Origin of the sequence: Paenibacillus sp. PvR098 (genome assembly GCF_017833255.1) — a bacterium.
Lineage (GTDB): Bacteria > Bacillota > Bacilli > Paenibacillales > NBRC-103111 > Paenibacillus_G.
This window is the reverse complement of sequence record NZ_JAFIBU010000001.1, coordinates 571,782-591,340: the sequence shown is the minus strand read 5'-3', so window position 1 is coordinate 591,340 and position 19,559 is coordinate 571,782. Positions and strand designations below refer to the sequence as shown.

Annotated in this window: 19 protein-coding genes; all 19 read right to left on the bottom strand. The window is 47.9% G+C overall.

All coding sequences use genetic code 11. The annotated features are described in order from the left end of the window. Positions 1–26: 26 nt before the first annotated feature. Positions 27–893 (bottom strand): 2-oxoacid:ferredoxin oxidoreductase subunit beta, encoded by an 867-nt coding sequence (locus JOE45_RS02920; RefSeq protein ID WP_210021615.1) that lies wholly within the window; start codon positions 891–893, stop codon positions 27–29. Beyond that, positions 881–2,638 carry a 2-oxoacid:acceptor oxidoreductase subunit alpha gene (locus tag JOE45_RS02915; RefSeq protein WP_210021616.1) on the bottom strand — a complete coding sequence of 586 codons (1,758 nt, stop codon included), beginning with the start codon at positions 2,636–2,638 and terminating at the stop codon, positions 881–883. The genes JOE45_RS02920 and JOE45_RS02915 overlap by 13 nt, the downstream gene beginning before the upstream one ends. 223 nt (positions 2,639–2,861) lie before the next feature. Continuing rightward, a complete protein-coding gene (locus JOE45_RS02910) occupies positions 2,862–3,806 on the bottom strand; it encodes a dipeptidase (protein WP_348632467.1) in 945 nt (314 codons plus the stop codon). Between the two features lie 97 nt (positions 3,807–3,903). Further along, positions 3,904–4,164: a stage V sporulation protein S gene (locus JOE45_RS02905; RefSeq protein WP_006286829.1), complete on the bottom strand. Its 261-nt coding sequence runs from the start codon at positions 4,162–4,164 to the stop codon at positions 3,904–3,906. A gap of 144 nt (positions 4,165–4,308) precedes the next feature. Beyond that, complete coding sequence (locus JOE45_RS02900) at positions 4,309–5,103, bottom strand: TIGR00282 family metallophosphoesterase (RefSeq protein ID WP_210023447.1); 795 nt, start codon at positions 5,101–5,103, stop codon at positions 4,309–4,311. An 83-nt stretch (positions 5,104–5,186) separates the two neighbouring features. Beyond that, positions 5,187–6,731, bottom strand: coding sequence for a ribonuclease Y (gene rny / locus JOE45_RS02895; protein WP_210021617.1), 1,545 nt, complete (start codon positions 6,729–6,731; stop codon positions 5,187–5,189). A 269-nt stretch (positions 6,732–7,000) separates the two neighbouring features. Beyond that, entirely contained in the window at positions 7,001–7,699 is a 699-nt protein-coding gene (locus tag JOE45_RS02890; RefSeq protein WP_210021618.1) for a RecX family transcriptional regulator, read from the bottom strand. A gap of 126 nt (positions 7,700–7,825) precedes the next feature. Next, positions 7,826–8,866: a recombinase RecA gene (gene recA / locus JOE45_RS02885; protein ID WP_210021619.1), complete on the bottom strand. Its 1,041-nt coding sequence runs from the start codon at positions 8,864–8,866 to the stop codon at positions 7,826–7,828. A gap of 181 nt (positions 8,867–9,047) precedes the next feature. Continuing rightward, positions 9,048–10,295, bottom strand: coding sequence for a competence/damage-inducible protein A (locus JOE45_RS02880; protein WP_210021620.1), 1,248 nt, complete (start codon positions 10,293–10,295; stop codon positions 9,048–9,050). A 39-nt stretch (positions 10,296–10,334) separates the two neighbouring features. After that, a complete protein-coding gene (pgsA, locus tag JOE45_RS02875; protein ID WP_210021621.1) occupies positions 10,335–10,922 on the bottom strand; it encodes a CDP-diacylglycerol--glycerol-3-phosphate 3-phosphatidyltransferase in 588 nt (195 codons plus the stop codon). Continuing rightward, entirely contained in the window at positions 10,919–12,247 is a 1,329-nt protein-coding gene (gene rimO, locus JOE45_RS02870) for a 30S ribosomal protein S12 methylthiotransferase RimO (RefSeq protein WP_210021622.1), read from the bottom strand. Before rimO ends, pgsA begins: the two co-directional genes overlap by 4 nt. Positions 12,248–12,373: 126 nt before the next feature. After that, positions 12,374–12,865 carry a YajQ family cyclic di-GMP-binding protein gene (locus JOE45_RS02865; RefSeq protein ID WP_210021623.1) on the bottom strand — a complete coding sequence of 164 codons (492 nt, stop codon included), beginning with the start codon at positions 12,863–12,865 and terminating at the stop codon, positions 12,374–12,376. 158 nt (positions 12,866–13,023) lie between these two features. Further along, positions 13,024–13,890, bottom strand: coding sequence for a helix-turn-helix domain-containing protein (locus JOE45_RS02860; RefSeq protein ID WP_210021624.1), 867 nt, complete (start codon positions 13,888–13,890; stop codon positions 13,024–13,026). 68 nt (positions 13,891–13,958) lie between these two features. Next, on the bottom strand, positions 13,959–14,738 hold the full coding sequence (locus tag JOE45_RS02855; RefSeq protein WP_210023448.1) for a DUF3388 domain-containing protein: 780 nt from the start codon (positions 14,736–14,738) through the stop codon (positions 13,959–13,961). An 88-nt stretch (positions 14,739–14,826) separates the two neighbouring features. Then, positions 14,827–15,675 (bottom strand): hypothetical protein, encoded by an 849-nt coding sequence (locus JOE45_RS02850; protein ID WP_210023449.1) that lies wholly within the window; start codon positions 15,673–15,675, stop codon positions 14,827–14,829. 113 nt (positions 15,676–15,788) lie between these two features. Beyond that, positions 15,789–16,043: a DUF3243 domain-containing protein gene (locus JOE45_RS02845; RefSeq protein WP_210021625.1), complete on the bottom strand. Its 255-nt coding sequence runs from the start codon at positions 16,041–16,043 to the stop codon at positions 15,789–15,791. Between the two features lie 82 nt (positions 16,044–16,125). Then, a complete protein-coding gene (gene ymfI / locus JOE45_RS02840; RefSeq protein WP_210021626.1) occupies positions 16,126–16,887 on the bottom strand; it encodes an elongation factor P 5-aminopentanone reductase in 762 nt (253 codons plus the stop codon). Next, a complete protein-coding gene (gene yfmH / locus JOE45_RS02835) occupies positions 16,877–18,169 on the bottom strand; it encodes an EF-P 5-aminopentanol modification-associated protein YfmH (RefSeq protein WP_210021627.1) in 1,293 nt (430 codons plus the stop codon). Before yfmH ends, ymfI begins: the two co-directional genes overlap by 11 nt. Continuing rightward, a complete protein-coding gene (yfmF, locus tag JOE45_RS02830) occupies positions 18,170–19,453 on the bottom strand; it encodes an EF-P 5-aminopentanol modification-associated protein YfmF (protein ID WP_245246551.1) in 1,284 nt (427 codons plus the stop codon). Positions 19,454–19,559: the final 106 nt, after the last annotated feature.

The following is a 19,559-nucleotide window of genomic DNA, read 5'->3' as shown; positions in this document are numbered from 1 at the left end:
CGTATGCTTTAATAAAGTTCGTATAATTATTTGAATTCAGCCACCAATTTTTCAAAATCTTGCTCGCTGAGCTTCAAATCTTGCTTGGAAAGCCCTTCTGGCTTGAAGCCAGCAACCATATCTTCATAGCTCTTCTTGGACTTGTCTTGATAGATCAAACCAGTAACCAAGCTGTTTGTTTCCATAATCTTGGTCATTGCAGCAAGGCGGTTAGACGAATCGTATTCTGGAGTTTCTTCCAGATCAACGATATGCTCTTTAAACCACTCATATGTGTTTACTTTATTGAACGTTACGCAAGGGCTGAACACGTTGATGAAGGAGAAACCTTCGTGTTTCATGCCTTCTTCGATCAAAGAAGTCAACTGCTTCAGGTTACTCGAGAACGATTGAGCTACGAATGTAGCGCCAGCAGCCAGAGCCACTTCCAGCGGAGACAGCGCGGACTCGATCGAACCGGAAGGCGTTGATTTTGTCTTGAAGCCCTCTGCACTACGCGGAGATGTTTGGCCTTTAGTCAAGCCGTAAATTTGGTTATCCATGACAATGTACGTAATGTTGATGTTCCGGCGAATTGCATGAACCGTATGACCCATACCAATCGCGAAGCCGTCCCCGTCGCCGCCTGCTGCGATAACCGTCAATTCACGGTTAGCCATCTTCAAGCCTTGTGCGATAGGAAGCGAACGTCCATGAACACCATGGAATCCATAAGCGTTAATGTAACCGGAGATCCGACCGGAGCAGCCTATCCCTGAGACAACGGCAAGCTGTTCCGGTTCCAGACCGACATTGGCGGACGCTCTTTGAATCGCCGCTTGTACGGAGAAGTCACCGCAGCCCGGGCACCAGTTCGGTTTGATATTATTGCGGAAATCTTTTAACGTTGCCATACAAGGTTCAACTCCTGACAGTATTTTGTGATTTCAGCCGGCAAGAAAGGATTGCCGTCATATTTCAGCATACTTTTGATTTTATCGGCATAGCCTACGTTAAGTTTGATCAAGGAAGCGAGTTGACCCGTTGCGTTGTTTTCAACTACAACGACGGTTTTCGCTTTTTCAAGGTAAGGCTGCAGCTCTTCAGCAGGGAACGGATGCAGCAGGCGAACCGTGACGTGATTCGAAGTGATACCTTTATCGTTCAAACGACCTCTAGCTTCGTCAATCGTTCCACCGATGGATCCCATTCCAATGATGAGCAGGTCCGGATTTTCGTGAGGAGCGTCGGCTTTGATCGGATCGGTCACTTTCACGTGCTTCATTTTACCCATCCGTTTGTCCATCATCTTCTTACGGTTTACTGGGCTCTCGGACGGACGGCCATCTTCAGCATGCTCTACGCCGGTCACATGGTGGATACCGTACTTTTGTCCCGGCACCGCACGAGGTGAAATCCCGTTCTCGTTCTCTGCAAAAGCATAGCGTTTGAACATTTGGTTCTCTTCAAGCTGCGGCAGATCGCCCGAGTTTAGTGTGCCGCGGTTGATTTGAATTCTATTGTAGTCGAGATGCTCGCTCGTTTGTTTACCCAAGGACAACTGCAGATCTGTCAGCAGAATAACAGGGCATTGGTACATTTCAGCCAAGTTGAACGCCTCAATCGTATCATAGAAGCATTCTTCGATAGTCGATGGCGACAATACAATCTTTGGAATCTCACCGTGCGTACCGTGGATCATGGCCAGTACGTCAGATTGCTCTTGCTTCGTAGGAAGTCCAGTACTTGGACCACCACGCTGTGTATCAACGATAACGACAGGCGTTTCCGTCATACCGGCAAGACCGATTGCTTCCATCATCAGGGACAACCCTGGGCCGGCCGATGCCGTTAACGCGCGAACTCCGCCGTAGTTAGCACCGATTGCCATTGTACATGCAGCAATCTCATCTTCTGTTTGAATAACTGTGCCGCCGAATTTCGGAAGCGTCTTGATCAAGTACTCCATAATTTCGGAAGCCGGAGTAATCGGGTAAGCTGGCATGAAACGGCAGCCTGCGGCTACTGAACCAAGACCAATTGCATCGTTACCAATCATGAACAGCTTCGTTCTTCCATCCGCGGGTTCCAGTTGAAACTCAGGAAGCGGACCGCCTGTAAGTTCAAGTACGAAATCTGCTGCTTTACGAACCGCTTCGATGTTCTTTTCAACAACAGCCGCACCTTTACGACCGAACTCTTCTTCCACTGCTTTATTAAACACTTCAAGCGGCAATCCGAGCAATGCCCAAGATGCGCCGGAAGCAGCCATATTCTTAAATAAGGATGTGCCCAATTCTTCAGCAATTGCCGTAATTGGAACCGGGAACAGTCTGGCTTTTACGCCTTCAGGTACAACCGGATTGACTTTTGCATCGGCGATAATCACGCCGTTCTCACGCAGTTCGTATGCATTCAAATCAATTGTTTCTTGGTCAAAAGCTACGAGAATGTCCAAATCGTCGGAAATGGCTCGAATCGGTTTCGTGCTGATTCTGATTTTGTTGTTCGTGTGCCCGCCTTTAATCCGCGATGAAAAATGACGGTAGCCGTACAAGTAGTACCCCAGTCTGGTCAATGCCGTGGAAAAAATTTTATCAGTACTTTCCACGCCTTCCCCCTGTTGTCCTCCGACCTTCCAAGATAATTGGCTAATCACCGTTGTCCACTCCTTTTAAATTCGCTGACGCTGCAGCTTACCACTTAAAAACTGTTCTGTAGGAAAGATAAAAATAACTTTTCACCTGTCAAATAAATTTTATGACGTAAAGCATTAAAAAGCAAGGGTTTAGATCATTTTTAAAGATAGTTATTTTAGATTGAATCCATATCAATTTGAGAATATATTAGTTGTCTTATATCTATAAAAAAGATGTTAATTTTTAGTGAACGGGGAGGTGACGGGTCAAAAATGAATGCCAATTCCCATGCATAAACCTGTTTACCTGCTCGTCTGTAAATCGTTTGTGAAGCGCCTCAGCCAATCGATCGTATTGGCCGGCATGCTCCAGCCCCGGAATATGACGGTCAATTCCGTCAAAATCTGAACCAAGCACGAGCTGGCGTTCACCGCCTAACGCACAAATGTATTCCATATGCTTCACTATATCCTCGACGCTTGCTTTTCCGCTGCTTTCCACAAACCAGGGCACGAATGTCACCCCAATCCGTCCGTCCACACGGATCAAAGTCTTGATTTGCTCATCGTCCAAATTCCTTGGGTGACCGCATAGTCTCTTGACATTGGAATGGGTGGCAACGAACGGTTTGGTGGAAGCTGCGGCCAAATCCCAGAATGCCGCAGTGGACAAATGAGACACATCCAATAGGATACCCAGATCATTGCATTGTTTAATAAAGCTTTTTCCTTTGCGTGTAAATCCCCCTTGCCGGGGCTCCAGCACACCGTCTGCTGCCCAATTAGCATAATTCCATGTAACACCCATCATACGCACGCCTAATTGATACAGGGTATGCGTATAAAGTGGATTGCCATAGAGAGCATCTGCTCCTTCTAACGTCAGCAGCGCTCCGAGAACACGACCGTTCATGACCCCTTCAAGGTCACCACGGGTTTTAATCGCATGAATGTAGCCGACCCGAACGATCTTCCGATAGAAAATAGTTATATATTCCAAATAATGGTCAAAATGAGGCAGAGTTATACGTTCAGGCAAATATATGGCAAAACATTGCACTTTTACATTGGAATTAAGCATTCTTGAATAGGTCACGTCCATCGGAGAAGTTTGAGCATCGAAAAAATCGATATCAGGGTTTTCGTACATTTTATACAACGCATCGCAGTGCCCGTCGATCACTTTCACCGAATCATCCTCCTTAGCTTCTTAGCTCCAAAAAAACAAAAAAACCTGTCTACAAAGTAAACAGGTGTTTTGCGCCAACATATATGCATTTGGGAGCTTACCTTGGTTCTACAATCAATTTAATGGCTGTCCGATCTTCCCCGTCAATCACAATATCGGTAAACGCTGGTATGCAGATCAAATCAACCCCGCTGGGAGCCACAAATCCTCGAGCAATGGCTACCGCTTTGATCGCTTGGTTCAGAGCTCCCGCCCCGATGGCCTGGAGCTCTGCAGCCCCACGTTCACGCAACACCCCAGCAAGCGCGCCTGCAACAGAATTTGGGTTGGATTTTGCTGAAACTTTTAATACTTCCATGAAAAGTACCTCCTCGGGAATGATGATAGCTTCCAGTACTATTCATATTCTAGGAATTTACCGTTAATTCCTTCTTCCCGAAGAGGTTATTTTCTAAAATATTTGAATTGTTCGTCAATTTGTTAATTATTTCTGCACTATAGCCTATTCAAACAGAACACTGTCTTCATCCATACGGATCAGTTGAATTTTTTTACCCAGCCCGTTTGCCGGGTCAAGATCGATGCATACCGCGTGAAAATGCCATTTCCCTTCGTCCACAACAAACCGGACAGGGAGCTGTGTTTTGAATTTCTGAAGCACGGCTGTACGCTCCATACCAAGGATTCCATCACGAGGACCAACCATTCCAACGTCCGTCACATAGGCCGTTCCCTGCGGCAGAATGCGTTCGTCATGGGTCTGCACGTGCGTGTGAGTACCGACGACCGCAGATACCTTTCCATCGAGATGCCATCCCATCGCCAATTTCTCCGAGGTCGCTTCCGCATGAAAATCAACAAAGATGTATTTGGTTCGTTTCCTTGCCTGCTCCACCAGTTCCGAGGCTTTCTCGAATGGGCAATCCAGCGGAGGCAGGAAGGTGCGTCCTTGCAGATTAATAATCGCGAGCTCCTGTTCCTTTATCTTAATAAACGTCATTCCCCGGCCTGGCGTCCCTTTGGGAAAATTGGCAGGTCTAACCATCCGATCTTCCTTGTCAATAAAATCAAATATTTCCTTTTGATCCCACGTGTGATTACCCATCGTTATCCCATGCACGCCAAGCTCGATCAATTCTTTGGTGATGGCTGAGGTAATCCCCCGACCGGCCGCGGCATTCTCACCATTGGCAATGATCCAATGGGGATTGTATTTTGTTTTCAACTTGGTCAAACACGTTTTGAGAGCCTTCCTGCCAACCGATCCAACGATATCACCTATAAATAAAATACGAATGACTTTCTCCTCCTGCCTGATTCCAATTCGTTATGTAATTAAAGAGAAGTGGCTTTTCAGCCACTTCTCTTTAGTGTACGCAATTATTTAGCGTATTCTACAGCCCGTGTTTCGCGAATCACCGTTACCTTAATGTGGCCCGGATAATCCAGTTCGCCCTCGATCTTCTTTGTGATGTCTCTGGCCAAACGGAAGGCTTCTGTATCATCCACCTTTTCCGGTTGAACCATAACGCGAACCTCACGACCTGCTTGAATCGCATACGATTTCTCTACGCCTTCGAACGACTCGGAAATCTCTTCAAGCTTCTCCAAACGTTTGATATACGTTTCGAGCGTTTCTCTGCGAGCACCCGGTCTTGCGGCGGAAAGAGCATCTGCTGCGCCGACAAGCATCGCGATAACTGATGTGGCTTCAGTGTCGCCATGATGCGATGCGATACTGTTGATGACCACAGGATGTTCCTTGTATTTCTTCGCAATTTCGACACCGATTTCTACGTGGGAGCCTTCTACCTCATGATCGAGCGCTTTGCCGATGTCATGAAGAAGTCCGGCACGCTTCGCCAATGTCACGTCTTCTCCCAGTTCTCCAGCCATCAGCCCGGTCAAATATGCAACTTCCATTGAGTGCTTCAGTACATTCTGACCGTAGCTTGTGCGGAACTTCAGACGGCCCAAAATTTTGATCAAATCCGGATGGAGCCCGTGAACGCCTGTTTCGAACGTAGCTTGCTCACCATATTCGCGAATGCGCTCGTCAACTTCCTTACGGGACTTCTCCACCATTTCTTCGATACGAGCCGGATGGATTCGTCCATCAGCTACCAGCTTTTCAAGCGATGTTCTGGCAATTTCTCTTCGGATCGGGTCAAAGCCGGACAAGATAACCGCTTCCGGCGTATCATCGATAATTAAATCGATGCCCGTCAGTGTTTCCAGAGCCCGGATGTTACGACCTTCACGACCGATGATCCGGCCTTTCATCTCTTCATTCGGAAGCGCTACGACCGATACGGTAGTTTCAGCCACGTGATCGGCGGCGCATCTCTGGATGGCCAGCGTGATGATCTCTCTGGCTTTCTTGTCGCCTTCTTCTTTGGCTTGCTGTTCAATTTCTTTAATTAACTGTGCGGTTTCGTGGCGAACTTCCTGCTCAACGTTAGTCAAGATGATGTTCTTGGCTTCTTCCATCGTCAACGCGGAAATCCGCTCCAGTTCGGCAACTTGATCTTTATAAATCTGATCAATTTGCACTTGGGTTTCTTCGATTCGTTTCTCCTTGTTGGCGACCTGCTCTTCTTTCTTCTCAAGAGAATCTAATTTTTTATCCAGCGACTCCTCTTTTTGCAACAATCGTCTCTCTTGTCGTTGAGTTTCGTTCCGACGGTCACGAATGTCTTTTTCAGCTTCGGTTCTGAGCTTGTGAATCTCGTCTTTTGCTTCAAGAACCGTTTCTTTCTTCAGTGCGTCTGCCTCTTTGCGAGCATTGTCGATAATTTGCGTGGCAGCATGTTCAGCACTGGAAATCTTCGCCTCTGCAAGGGACTTGCGGATAAAATAACCAATCCATAAGCATAGAGCACCAACAACGAGAACAATCAGGATCCAGATGACTGTGTTTAGCATGCAGTTCACCTCCTCGTTGTTTCTCCAAGGGGTAAGCTTGGGATAATAAGGTTTTTTATCCATTTTACAAGCGCTAGAAAAAGTAAAAATTGGCGATTTTACTTTGCGAATCTTCCCTTAGGCTGGAAGGGAAAACTCTCTTGTATAATGTTTATACATGATTATTTTAGCTTTTGACGAAGAAGCTTGTCAAGATGGTTGTCTTTTTCTTGAACTTTAATACACTATACTAATTATTTATTTCATTAATTTCTTTCGTATGATCTTGACTAATCTTCGTTGAAATCCGTCTCATTCCACTCATCTTCTTGCCCTTGGACGGGCAAACGGCTCAGTACTTTGCTTACTACCGAACCGGGATAGCCTCTGCGCTGAAGAAACCCTACGATTTTGCGCCGGGCTTTGCTGGCATCCTTCTCCAGCTCAGCACCGTACCGTTTTATCGTCAGGCTGTAGGCCATCTGGTATTCAGTTTCCTCATCCACCTGCTCCATAGCCTCAGAAATTTGTTCTTTGTTAATCCCTTTGTGCTGAAGCTCTTGTTTTATCCAGCGGCTCCCTTTCTTTTGCGATTTCAAGCGCTGCTTGGTCAACTGCTCGGCAAACAGCGTATCGTTCAGGTAGCCTTCCTTTCGAAGACGTTCAATCGTCACTTGACTGACTTCGGGTGAATACCCTTTTTGCTTGAGCCGCGTCAGCATTTCATGCTCTGAACGCAACCGGCTGGACAACAGCCGGATCGCGTCTAGGTACGCTTTGTTAACCTCTTCCTCGTACAATATTTTCTGCAGCTGAGAAGCATCGACGACCTCCCCTTTCAGCAACCGATGCTTGACCAACACATCTTCATGTACGGAAAAAGCAAACTTTTCGTCAATATACAAATTATAACGCTGCCTCGATCTCTGCTGCTGCTCAATTTTGGTGATGACTCCCGGGGCCAGACATTCGTCTGTATGATTCGTCAACCTGTAACACACTCCTTACAAACAGCAAGGGCACCTTTCACTCATCGTAAAGGTGCCCTTGCCCTGATTGGTGAATCGCTATGTGCATCAACCGACGCTTCGGACTAACCGATGTGACGTTGACGTTTATTCAAAAGGTACAGCCAAATCCTCTTCCTCATCGGTGTTCGGTCCGACTGCAGTAACCAGGTTGCTGTTATCCCGGATCTGCTTCTCGATAACATCCGCAATGCTCTTGTTCTCCTTTAAGAACTGCTTCGCGTTCTCACGGCCTTGACCAAGCCGATCATTGTTATAAGAGTACCAAGCGCCGCTCTTCTGAATGATATCCATCTCGGTTGCAATATCTACGATACTGCCTTCTCTGGAGATGCCTTCACCATACATGATATCAATCTCTGCTTGCTTGAAAGGAGGTGCTACTTTGTTCTTGACGACTTTGATCCGCGTACGGTTCCCGACCATATCATTCCCCTGCTTAATCGTCTCCACACGGCGCACATCAAGCCGGACCGAAGAATAAAACTTCAATGCCCGTCCGCCAGGGGTCGTCTCCGGATTACCGAACATCACGCCGACCTTCTCCCGAAGCTGGTTGATGAAGATGGTAATCGTCTTCGATTTGTTAATGGCACCGGAAAGCTTACGCAGTGCCTGAGACATTAAGCGAGCCTGTAGACCAACATGGGAATCCCCCATCTCTCCTTCGATCTCGGCCTTGGGTACGAGTGCGGCAACAGAGTCAATGACAATAATGTCAACCGCTCCGCTGCGCACGAGTGCTTCTGCGATCTCGAGCGCTTGTTCACCGGTATCCGGCTGGGACAGCAGCAGCTCATCAATGTTGATGCCGAGCTTGCTCGCATACAGCGGGTCCAAAGCATGCTCCGCATCGATGAAGGCAGCCGTTCCTCCCGCCCTCTGCACTTCGGCAATCGCATGCAGCGCTACCGTCGTTTTACCGGAGGATTCCGGTCCATATACTTCTATGATTCTACCTCGCGGAAACCCGCCTATACCCAGTGCGATATCCAATGCAAGCGAACCGCTAGGAATCGTCTCCACCTGCATATGGGTAGATTCTCCCAATTTCATGATCGATCCTTTACCAAACTGCTTCTCAATTTGACGTAGTGCATTCTCTAAGGCTGCGCGCCGATCTGTCAAGAGACTCACTTCCTTCTTCGTATTCGTATAATTACATCATAGCGGGTTTTTCACCCGTTGCCAAGCTATTTTTAGAACATACATTCGCATGTAAAGCAAAAGAAAAACCGTAACAAAGGTTTGAGTTTGTTACGGTGCTTCCGATAAAATATATTATACTTGATTTCCCGAAAGGTGGCAACTACGATTTTAAAAGATTCCAGAGATGGTAAAGCGAATTTTTGGAAGCTCTCAGCTTAATCGACTCTCGGTTGCCAGGCTGCAGCAATTTCACTACAGCGGCTTTCTCGCCCCTCTTGGCGATTCCAACATAGACAAGTCCAACCGGCTTGCCTTCGGATTCACCTGGACCCGCCACGCCGGTAATAGAAATTCCGAAATCAGCTCCGGTCAGCTCCGTGACATTCTCGGCCATAGCCGCCGCCGTTTCCTCGCTAACGGCACCAGGTGAGCCGTCACTCTCTAACTGTTCCATCGGAATCCCTAACAGCTTATGTTTCATCGCGTTCGAGTAGCAGATAACCCCGCCCACAAACGCATCCGAGCTACCCGGTACAGCCGTCAGCATATCGCTTAAATGTCCGCCTGAGCAGCTTTCCGCCACAGCCAGTTTCTTTCCTTGCGTGGCTAGCGTTCGTAGAATATGCTGCTCAAGCGAAATATCCTCTGACGCATAAATATGCTCCCCGAGCCTGCTCCGGATCTCCTTCTCCAGCGGCTGTAATCTTTCGGCCGCTTCATCAGCCGATGTCGCCCGTGTCGTGAGTCGAATTGCTACTTCGCCTTCTTTGGCATAGGGAGCAATCGTCGGATCGCTCTGGGATTCGATCAAATCAATCAGTTCGTGCTCAAGAGATGACTCGCCAATCCCGGCAAATTTCACCATTAAAGAATACAGAGGCTGTGCGTTGTCCATGTTAGAATCGATCCAGCGCCGCGCATAATTATCGAACATAGGCTTCATTTCTTTAGGCGGTCCCGGCAGCAATATGTAATGAGTGCCCTCATGCGTAACGGCGACACCTACCGCAAGCCCCGTATCGTTTGCAAGCGGCTCGCTGTGCTCAAGCATTAACGCCTGACGCTTATTGCTCTCCACCATGGGTATACCACGCCCTTCGAAGAGAGCTATCATTTTATCAAGCGAAGGCTGATGCATCACCAAACTTTGACCGAGTACTTCGGCAAGCACGTCTTTGGTTAGATCATCCTGCGTTGGGCCAAGCCCGCCTGTGCATATGACTAAATCTACACGGCTTTTGGCCAGCCGCAGCGCCTCCTTCATCCGTGAAGCGTTATCACCCACCACCGTCTGATAATAAACGCCGACCCCGATATCAGCCAACCCTCGGGCCAAATATTGCGCATTCGTATTCACGATCTGTCCCATCAGCAGCTCTGTGCCGACAGCGATGATTTCCGCTTTCATGCGTTTCGCCTCCGAATAAAACAAAAACAATAGGAAGCCCTACTGTTTTTGTTCATTAAAGTTAATGACATGCTTGTTTTTAATAAAATAATCAATGCCCGAATAGACCGTAATAATAGCGGCGATCCAACTGGTGATAACGTCAAACGGAAAGTTGATGAAGGCGAATGGAAAATTGTTAAGCAGCAGCGCGATAATCGCGGTAATTTGCGCAGCGGTCTTCCATTTCCCCCACTTGCTTGCCGCCATGACGACGCCTTCCAGCAGCGCGATTTGGCGAAGCCCTGTTACGGCAAACTCACGGCTGATGATCACGATCACGATCCATGCGCCAAGCTTATCCATCTCCACCAAAGAAACAAGAACCGCGGATACCAAGAGCTTGTCGGCCAGCGGATCCAGAAGCTTGCCGAGATTCGTGACAAGCTTCCTTTTTCTGGCGATGTAGCCGTCGAGACTATCCGTACTCGCAGCTATGATGAAGATCAAAGCTGCAATAATCTGGTTGTACGTAATACTGAACTGTTCGATCCGGATATGAGGAAATTTCACGTTGACGAGCAAGAAAAACATAATGATAGGGACTAAAAATATTCTCGCCAAAGTGATCCGGTTGGCTAAATTCATGCTACAACCTCCCCGGATAAATCAAACTCAAACGAATGGGTAATTCGAACCTTGGCAATCTCCCCGATAGTCAGCTGAACACCCCGTGCGAACACCTCACCGTCGATTTCTGGAGCATCGTACATAGACCGGCCTACATATACATCGCCTCGACCATCATACTTTTCGATCAAGACGTCAATGACTTGCCCGATCCGGATGCTGTTCCGTTCGTTCGAAATTTTCCGTTGAATCTCCATAAGCAAGTTGGAACGATATTCCTTCACCTCATCCGGCACCTGATCCGGCAAACGTGAAGCAGGGGTATCCTCTTCCAAGGAGTACGTGAAAACCCCCAGGCGGTCAAATTGAATTTCAGTGATAAAATTTTTCAAATTTTCGAAGTCTTCCTCGGTTTCTCCAGGGAAGCCGACAATGATAGACGTGCGCAGCGAAACGCCCGGAATACGGTCACGGATTTTGCGGATTAGCTCGCGAGAATCACGCTGACGACCCGGACGGCGCATCCGCTTCAGAATGCTGTCCTCACTGTGCTGCAGAGGCATATCCACGTATTTGCATACCTTAGGATTATTCGCCATCACTTCAATCAATTCGTCCGTGAAGAAGCCCGGATAGGCGTAATGAAGCCTTACCCACTCAATGCCAGGAACTTCGGTCACTTTATTCATTAGGGTCGGAAGCATAAACCCGTCATACAGATCAGTACCGTAATTGGTAGAATCCTGTGCAATCAGACTGACTTCCTTCACACCTTGTGAAGCAAGCTGCTCCACTTCTTCAAGGATCGACTCCATACTCCGGCTGCGAAACTTTCCGCGCATGATCGGAATACTGCAGAACGTACAGGCGTTATCACAGCCTTCTGCGATTTTCACATAAGCCGTATATCGCGGCGTAGTCAACCGTCTCGGCAACTTTTGCTCATAGTTGAACACCGGATTACCAACCATAACCGGTTTTTTACCCGACAGCGCCTTATCGACAATGTCGTTGATTTTGTCAAAATCTCCGGTTCCGACAATGCCGTCGATCTCCGGCATCTCATTCATCAGCTCTTCTTTGTACCGCTGTGTCAAACAGCCCGATACGATCAATGCCTTCAACTGCCCGGTTTGCTTTAGTTCCGCCATATCCAATATCGTATTCACCGACTCCTCTTTTGCTGCATCGATGAACCCGCATGTATTGACAATGATGACCGTAGCTTCTTCCTTCTCCGATACCAAGCTGTAACCGCGCTCGTGAATGAGACCGGACATGATTTCGGAGTCAACCAAATTTTTCTCGCAACCAAGGGTCACCACTTTAACTTTCTCTGTCATATAAATCCTCCACCTGTTCCTTCTAAACGACTAGTTACAAGTATAATATAATCGCTCGAAGAGTGTCAAAAGAAGTAGAACCTTACGATTGCTCCATGCTAAAAAAATTTGCAAGACGCACGACACTTATCTAAAATTGATGAATTGTAACTCCAGCGGCAAATCGGCCTTCCGGAGGAGCTGCATAATCTGCTGCAAATCATCCTTACTTTTCCCGGTTACCCGAATTTGATCCCCCTGAATTTGGCTTTTTACTTTCAACTTGGAATCGCGGATGAGCACATTGATTTTTTTGGAATTGTCTTGATCGATGCCTTGCTTTACCTTAATCTTTTGGCGAACGGTGCTTGATGCGGCCGGTTCCACTTTGCCATAATCCAAATTTTTTAAAGAGATGCCCCGCTTAGCCATCTTGGACTGAAGAATATCAAGTACATTCTGAAGCTTAAACTCGTCGTCGGATATAACGACCAACTCCTCCTTCTCAAGGGTTATACTACTCTTGCTGCCCTTGAAATCAAAGCGCGTGGCTATTTCCTTCTCTGCCTGATTAATCGCGTTGTTTAACTCCTGGATATCCAGCTTGGATACAATGTCAAATGAATTTTCGCTGCTCATTCATCTCTTCCTTTCTTGATAAACACAACTGTTATTTATATTAACAAAAAAGACACCTTCAGCACAAAGCCTCCGTGTGTCTCCAGCTAGTTTACGTTAATCGTCTTAAGTGAACACACGCGCCTCTCCATCATCACCGGAGGGGAGACAGCTTAGGCTTAAGATGGCAGCAGGTCAATCTGAATGCGTTTGACATTCGCTTCATCACCTACGTTGATCGGGGTGCCGTTAATCGTAAGTTCCACAGCGCTTGCCTTCCCTAGAACCACACGGGCGGTATTCGGAATGACCCACGTTTGCGTATTCCCGTTCAGGAAATTTTGCGAGGCGAGCACTTTTTTCTCGGTTCCTGCGGATTCCACCTCAACCCAACATCTGTCACCGGTCACTGTCATTTCAATGCTCAGCTCCTTCACTCCCGCTACCGAGTAAAAGTCGGTGTTTCTCTCGCTTTTAACCAGCTTCACTTCGGTTTGGGGAGCTTCAGGTGTAACCGGGACAGGTATCTGTTCCGGTGCTTGTTGTTCAGTCACAGTCCCTGTGCCTGCATCGCCATTGGCAGCTGGCGCTTGTTGAGGCGCAGGTGCGATTTTGTCCGTGATGGAATTCGGCAATCCGTCCGCAGTATCTTCGGTCCCGCCGGTATAATTCATATTTACAAAATAATAAATAATCCCCAGAATCAGCACAACAAAGGAGATGACCATAACATTGGACGCCCATTTGCCAATCCGCTCCGTATTTCGGATTGTCCGTTTCGTGCGGATCGGTTCAATATGCTCCGGCTCTGGAGACGGGATTACATTGTGGTACATCTGCAGTACCTCGTTCGGATCCAATCCGACGGCTTCTGCATAGCTTTTAATAAACGCACGTACATAAAAGTTCCCGGGCAGCACCTTGTAGTTGCCATCCTCGATCGCTTCCAGGTAGCGCTTGCGGATTTTAGTCGACTCTTGTAAATCCTCGAGTGATATTTTATTTTCCAGTCTGGCTTTTTTGAGCATCTGACCAAGATCGGACACGTTGTCACTCCTTTCAAGAACAGTAGAAGCCTTATGGAAGGACGCTAGCTATCCCGCGTCAACCAAACTTAATACTCGTCGAACCCTGAAGTGAAGGTTTCATAGTTTATTTCTTCTTCCGGCGTATTCCGAAGCTCGACGATACAATCGAAGTCTTCGTAGGTATATTCGGACTCGCGGATAAAAATATCCGGATGCTCAATGACCTTGGTCGAAGACATGGCCATAATTTCCTGCAGCAGCGCATAATGCTTCTCGTTAGAACGCAGGGTGGACACGATGCCGTCAATAATAAACACGTTGTTCGGATTCATCTCTTCCTCGGACAGCTGGCTGCGCACCGTTTGACGAAGCAAAGTGGAGGATACGAAGGTCCACCTTTTATTCGAGCATACGCTCCCCGCGATAATCGATTCCGTTTTGCCTACTCGCGGCATACCGCGAAGTCCTACGACGTGATTACCATCCCGCTTAAATACTTCACCGAGAAAGTCAACTAAAAGCCCCAGCTCGTCGCGTGTAAAACGAAACGTTTTGCGATCGTCCGAATCCCTTTCGATATAACGGCCATGTCGCACTGCCAATATATCAACCAATTTGGGTGTACGTAAAGCGGTTATAGTTATATTATCCACCTTTTTGAGCATTTTACCCATTAAATCTACTTTCTCTTCATCTTTTGTTTGCAATAACATCCCGCGCGTCCGGTCCTCTACCCCATTAATCGTGACAATATTGATGTCAAGCATCCCCATCAACGAAGCAATATCTCCCAAAAGGCCGGGACGATTCTTATGTATCTTGTACTCCATATACCACTGCTTGATTTCATTATTTGATTCTATCATCATGAATTGTTCTCCGATCCGTATTTTTATAACTCACTCTGGGAATTATTCTACAAATTTCGATAAAATCCTCCCGAAGCGATCTAACTTATTCACGATTGGTAACAATTTTTATTTCCGTATTTGAATAAGGCTGGATTCCCGCGCTCCACTGCCCTTGATCCATCATTTCTCGAACCGAGGTCAAGATTCCTGGCCACAAAAGCTCGATTTGGGTAGAAGCCATATTCATCACTGGCACCTGCATGGAGTTCAAACGCTGCAATTGCGAGGCTTCCAGCGGAGCAAATACGGCAATCCAGGACGGCCTGTTGCTGCGGACCTGATTTTGAAACTGCGTAAACCACCCTTTAGCATCCGCCAAGCTGATCATTTCCGATTCCTCGGAGGGAGCCCACTCAGAAGGGATTGGATAAGCCGACGTCGTCACCCATTCAATGGTGCGCCCGCTGACAAGCTGCTGTCGCACCCACTCGTCCCATTCGGCATGAAACCGCTCCTCCGTCACCAGCTTAAGTGAGATATGCTGATCATCCAGGGCAAACGATTGCCGAGCAATGACATCATCAAGCATCACCCATTTACGTTCAGGCACTTGTTTAGCTGCCGGCAGGACATGATGGACCAACGTATGTCCTACTACTAAAATGACATCATAAGGCCGAGCCTTGATTTGATTTAACTGCTCTTCAGTCAGAGCCGAAGTGCTTTGCATCCATTCGAAGGAAGTTTGCTTGTGGTCCCGCCATTCGAGCAGCGTGCTTTGCAGCGTATTCTTCACATTATCCGGAAGTTCCGGACCCGTCATCACAAGGATGGATGCTTTGGAATTCAGCAAAGCCGGATCAATCTCCGGGATCTGCTTTCCGCAACCGGCCAGCATTAATGCCATACTGAGCACGCTTATTCCTACCATCCATCGTTTAAGAGTGTTCATCAAAACGTTCGTCTACCTCTTTTCTGACTGTTCCCATGATCCCTTATCCAGTATAACAGAAAAAGCAAAGAAAAGCCCCCTTGGACAGGAGGCCCTATACAATACCGATATGATTAATTGTTCGCTTTGGCCAATTTCACCATGATGCGTGCCATGACTTTTCTTTCTTGCTCGTCACTGACCTCCCAGAGCTCTTTTAACACTCGCTCTTCCTTGTTCTCCGGGTCGACTTTGTCAGACAGAAATTCCCCGATTTGGAATGCCAGCTTGGAGATGGTCTCCTCGGTCATTCCGGCTTTCTCCGCCTGATCTACACGTTCACCCAAAAATTCTTTCCAACGTTCGAACACCTTCAGCACCGTAGCCATGCCGCAATTCCTCCTTAGTAAGAATGAATGGTCGTTGCAACTATAATGTTTGCAATAAAGGAACGGATTATACAAGGCAGGCTTACGTCAACCACCCGCCGTTCGGGCTGATGATTTGTCCGGTAATATAACCCGATTCGGGCAATGCGAGAAAATAAACAAGCGAAGCGATTTCTTCCGGTTGCCCGAAACGTCCCAAAGGAATTTCGCTTTCTATGGCCGCTTTCTCCGCGGCATCGAATCCGGCCATCATAAGCGTATCTACAGCGCCAGGAGCCACAGCATTGACGGTAACGCCCGAGGGAGCCAGTTCTTTGGCCAGCGCTTTTGTGAATGCATTAATGCCCCCTTTGGCGGTCGAATAAGCGACCTCGCAGGAAGCTCCAGAAATACCCCAAATCGATGAAACATTAATGATTCGGCCGTATTTCTGAGAAATCATGCTCTGCATACACTGACGGGTCATTAGAAAGGTTCCTTTCAGGTTGATCCCCATCATCTCATCCCACTGTTCCTCCGTCACGTCTGTAAGTAATCCGTAATGCGATACTCCTGCATTGTTGACCAGAATATCGGGAATCATGTCATGCTGCAGCAGCTTCTCCTGCATTCTCTCCACCTGCTCTTGCGAACGCAAATCGGCCGTAACTGTAAGCACTCGGGCGCCCTGACTCATACAGTTCCTCGCCGTTTCATTAGCTGATTCATGAGACTGTAAATAGTGGATGACGACATTCAAGCGAGCAGAAGCAAAACGGCGGGCGATTGCCGCGCCGATCCCCCGGCTCGCCCCCGTGATCAGTACCGTTTGTTCAGTAAAAGGCTTGCTCCGGTTATGCTCCATCGGAATCACTAGTCACTATGGACGCTGCAAGCCGGCTCCAGTCAAAATGCCGCTGCAGCATCTCGTTCACATCAGCCAGCTTCAGTTCCTCATAAACCGGCAAAATATCGAACAGCTCGATGCCTTTAAACCGATACTTGGTAAATTCGTTCGCGATGGCTTCCGGCGAATTAAGCTGTCGCAGAAAAGCACCGATCTTCTTCTTTTTGCTTCGATCAAAGTCCGATACCGCGATCCCTTCCGATTTGACGCGGTCGATTTCAGCCCGCACTCTGGATATTAGTTGATCCGGATCCTTCGTGTCCCCGCCTATAACGGTAAACGCATAGTTCTCCGCAATATTGTATTCTGAGCCGAAGCTGTCAGAAATAAGCTGCTCGTCGTACAGCTTTTGATAAATCGCGGAGCTAGGGCTGACGAGAATATCCAGCAAAACCTTCATCGCCAACTCCCGCTTCAGCATCTCGCGTCCTCTAAGAGGTTGATCCGGCTCCTTGCAGCCGAAGAGGCATTTGGGCAAGGATACCGGCAGGACGGACACCTTGCGTGGCGATTTTACCGAGGCCGGTTCCTCATCGAAATATCTGTGGATCTCGCCTTGGGGCTTGAATGTTTTGGCCGACTGGTTTTCTCTTACCAGCTCCATGATTTCCTCGGGATCGACCCCGCCAACCACAAACAAGCTCATGTTGCTTGGGTGGTAGAACGTATGATAACAGTCGTAAAGCATTTCTTTCGTAATTTCGCCAATCGACTCCACCGTGCCCGCGATATCGATGTGTACCGGATGAACATGATACATCGTCTCGATCAAGCCAAAATATACGCGCCAGTCCGGATTATCCTTATACATATTGATTTCCTGGCCTATGATGCCCTTTTCTTTCTCCACGTTCTCATCTGTGAAATAGGGATTCTGAACAAAGTTCAGCAGCGTCGTTAAATTGTCCCGGATAAGCGCGGTCGCGGAAAACAAATACGCCGTCCGGTCGAAGCTTGTAAACGCATTGGCAGACGCTCCTTGCGCCGCAAACACCGAAAAGATGTCGCCCGTCGGCTCCTCGAACATTTTGTGCTCAAGAAAATGCGCAATCCCATCCGGTACTTTGCGTCGCTCTTCGCCTACTACCTGAAAGTGATTATCGATGGAGCCATATTTGGTAGAAAAAGTGGCATATGTTTTCTGGAAGCCTTTTTTCGGTAAAATGAATACGGTCAGTCCGTTCGGAAGCTGCTCCGTGTACAATGTTTCTTTTACATGTGGATAAGGGATGACCTGCATTTATTCTCCTCCCTTGCGGTCGCGCAAGAAATAGATCGTATCGAGCTGTACTTGCTGCGCCATCTGCCGGATTTGGTCCGGTGTCGTCTGTTCTACCTGTTCGATCAGTCGAGGAACCGTACGCTCCGCCCCCGAAAGCCGGTTGTTGAAATCGAAAGCAATCAGCTCGAACGCAGAATCCTGCAATTCACGCAAATGTCCCGAAATCATCGCTTTTGTCTGCTGAAGCTCGGTCTCTGATATGTTTCCTTCTTCCATCGCTTTTAGCTGCTCTTTAATGATGGTAACGGCCTTCTCGTAATTCCCGATTTCAATACCCGACTGGATCGTCATGATTCCTTTATGTCCGTCCAGCCGCGAAGAAGCGTAATAGGCCAAGCTTGCTTTCTCTCGGACATTCGTAAAGAGCTTAGAATGCGGGTAGCCTCCCAGTATTCCGTTGTACAGCAGCGCCGCAGGATACGATTCGTCAGCGTAAGAAGTCGGTACGCGCAGTCCCATATTCAGCTTTCCTTGATTCACGTCAAGCCGCTCAACCACTTCTTTCACCTGACCTACGTTCCGATGGTCGGTCCTGAGGCTGTAGGTGGAAGCTTCGGAACGCTGCACCGAAAAGTATCGTTCGATCAGCGGGAGCACCTGCTCCAAATTTGTATTTCCTACGACATAGACGTCGATAGGAGCGCTATGCAGCATTTCACGGAACCGGGTCGTTAAGCTATCGGCCTCAATCGATCCGAGCGCGTCAAGCTTGCCCAGCGGATGCAGCCGGTAAGGCTCGCCGCTGCACATTTCCTCGATGCAGCGCTCAGCCGCATATTTGATTTTGTCGTTTACAATCGCCTGAAGCCTCTTCTCCAGCGTCGTTTTTTCCGATTCGATATACTTTCGAACCAACGTATTTCCTTCGAGCGCAGGCTCGGTTATAGCACCACTCATAAATTCCATCGCTTGCTGCAATAAAGACTTGCTGCTGGAGACGAAATCGTCTTGGATTACGTCCATTCGAAACTGGATCATCTGGTTATCGCCGCGTTTATAAATGTCAAAACCGAACCCGGCGCCGTACATGTCGTCCAGCCTTTCACGGAACTGCTTCGTCTCCGGATAAGCTTTACTGCCGCGTCGAAGCACGAACGGAATCAATGCGTTAGGTGTAACGGTATCCTCCCCTAGAGGACTTCCGATGTAAACCGATAAAGCGAATGTCTTGAACTGCTCCGTCGGGAGCACATGCACACGTACGTTTCGAACCGTACCGCGCTGAAACTGAGTATCCTTCAAAGACGAAACAACTCCTCTCATGATCGCATTCATCCGCCTTCCTGACATAACCCATTATATTCCTGTATAAACAGAAGAAGCAACCGCAGCAGGGTTACTTCTACTT

What these genes read in the sequence shown, in the direction of transcription:
- JOE45_RS02865 (WP_210021623.1), bottom strand. Translation starts at nt 12,865, where the DNA reads ATGAGCAGCGAAAATTCATTTGACATTGTATCCAAGCTGGATATCCAG.
- yfmH (WP_210021627.1), bottom strand. Translation starts at nt 18,169, where the DNA reads ATGCAGGTCATCCCTTATCCACATGTAAAAGAAACATTGTACACGGAG.
- JOE45_RS02905 (WP_006286829.1), bottom strand. Translation starts at nt 4,164, where the DNA reads ATGGAAGTATTAAAAGTTTCAGCAAAATCCAACCCAAATTCTGTTGCA.
- JOE45_RS02850 (WP_210023449.1), bottom strand. Translation starts at nt 15,675, where the DNA reads ATGAACACTCTTAAACGATGGATGGTAGGAATAAGCGTGCTCAGTATG.
- pgsA (WP_210021621.1), bottom strand. Translation starts at nt 10,922, where the DNA reads ATGAATTTAGCCAACCGGATCACTTTGGCGAGAATATTTTTAGTCCCT.
- JOE45_RS02920 (WP_210021615.1), bottom strand. Translation starts at nt 893, where the DNA reads ATGGCAACGTTAAAAGATTTCCGCAATAATATCAAACCGAACTGGTGC.
- JOE45_RS02855 (WP_210023448.1), bottom strand. Translation starts at nt 14,738, where the DNA reads ATGATAGAATCAAATAATGAAATCAAGCAGTGGTATATGGAGTACAAG.
- rny (WP_210021617.1), bottom strand. Translation starts at nt 6,731, where the DNA reads ATGCTAAACACAGTCATCTGGATCCTGATTGTTCTCGTTGTTGGTGCT.
- ymfI (WP_210021626.1), bottom strand. Translation starts at nt 16,887, where the DNA reads ATGGAGCATAACCGGAGCAAGCCTTTTACTGAACAAACGGTACTGATC.
- rimO (WP_210021622.1), bottom strand. Translation starts at nt 12,247, where the DNA reads ATGACAGAGAAAGTTAAAGTGGTGACCCTTGGTTGCGAGAAAAATTTG.
- JOE45_RS02880 (WP_210021620.1), bottom strand. Translation starts at nt 10,295, where the DNA reads ATGAAAGCGGAAATCATCGCTGTCGGCACAGAGCTGCTGATGGGACAG.
- JOE45_RS02845 (WP_210021625.1), bottom strand. Translation starts at nt 16,043, where the DNA reads ATGGCTACGGTGCTGAAGGTGTTCGAACGTTGGAAAGAATTTTTGGGT.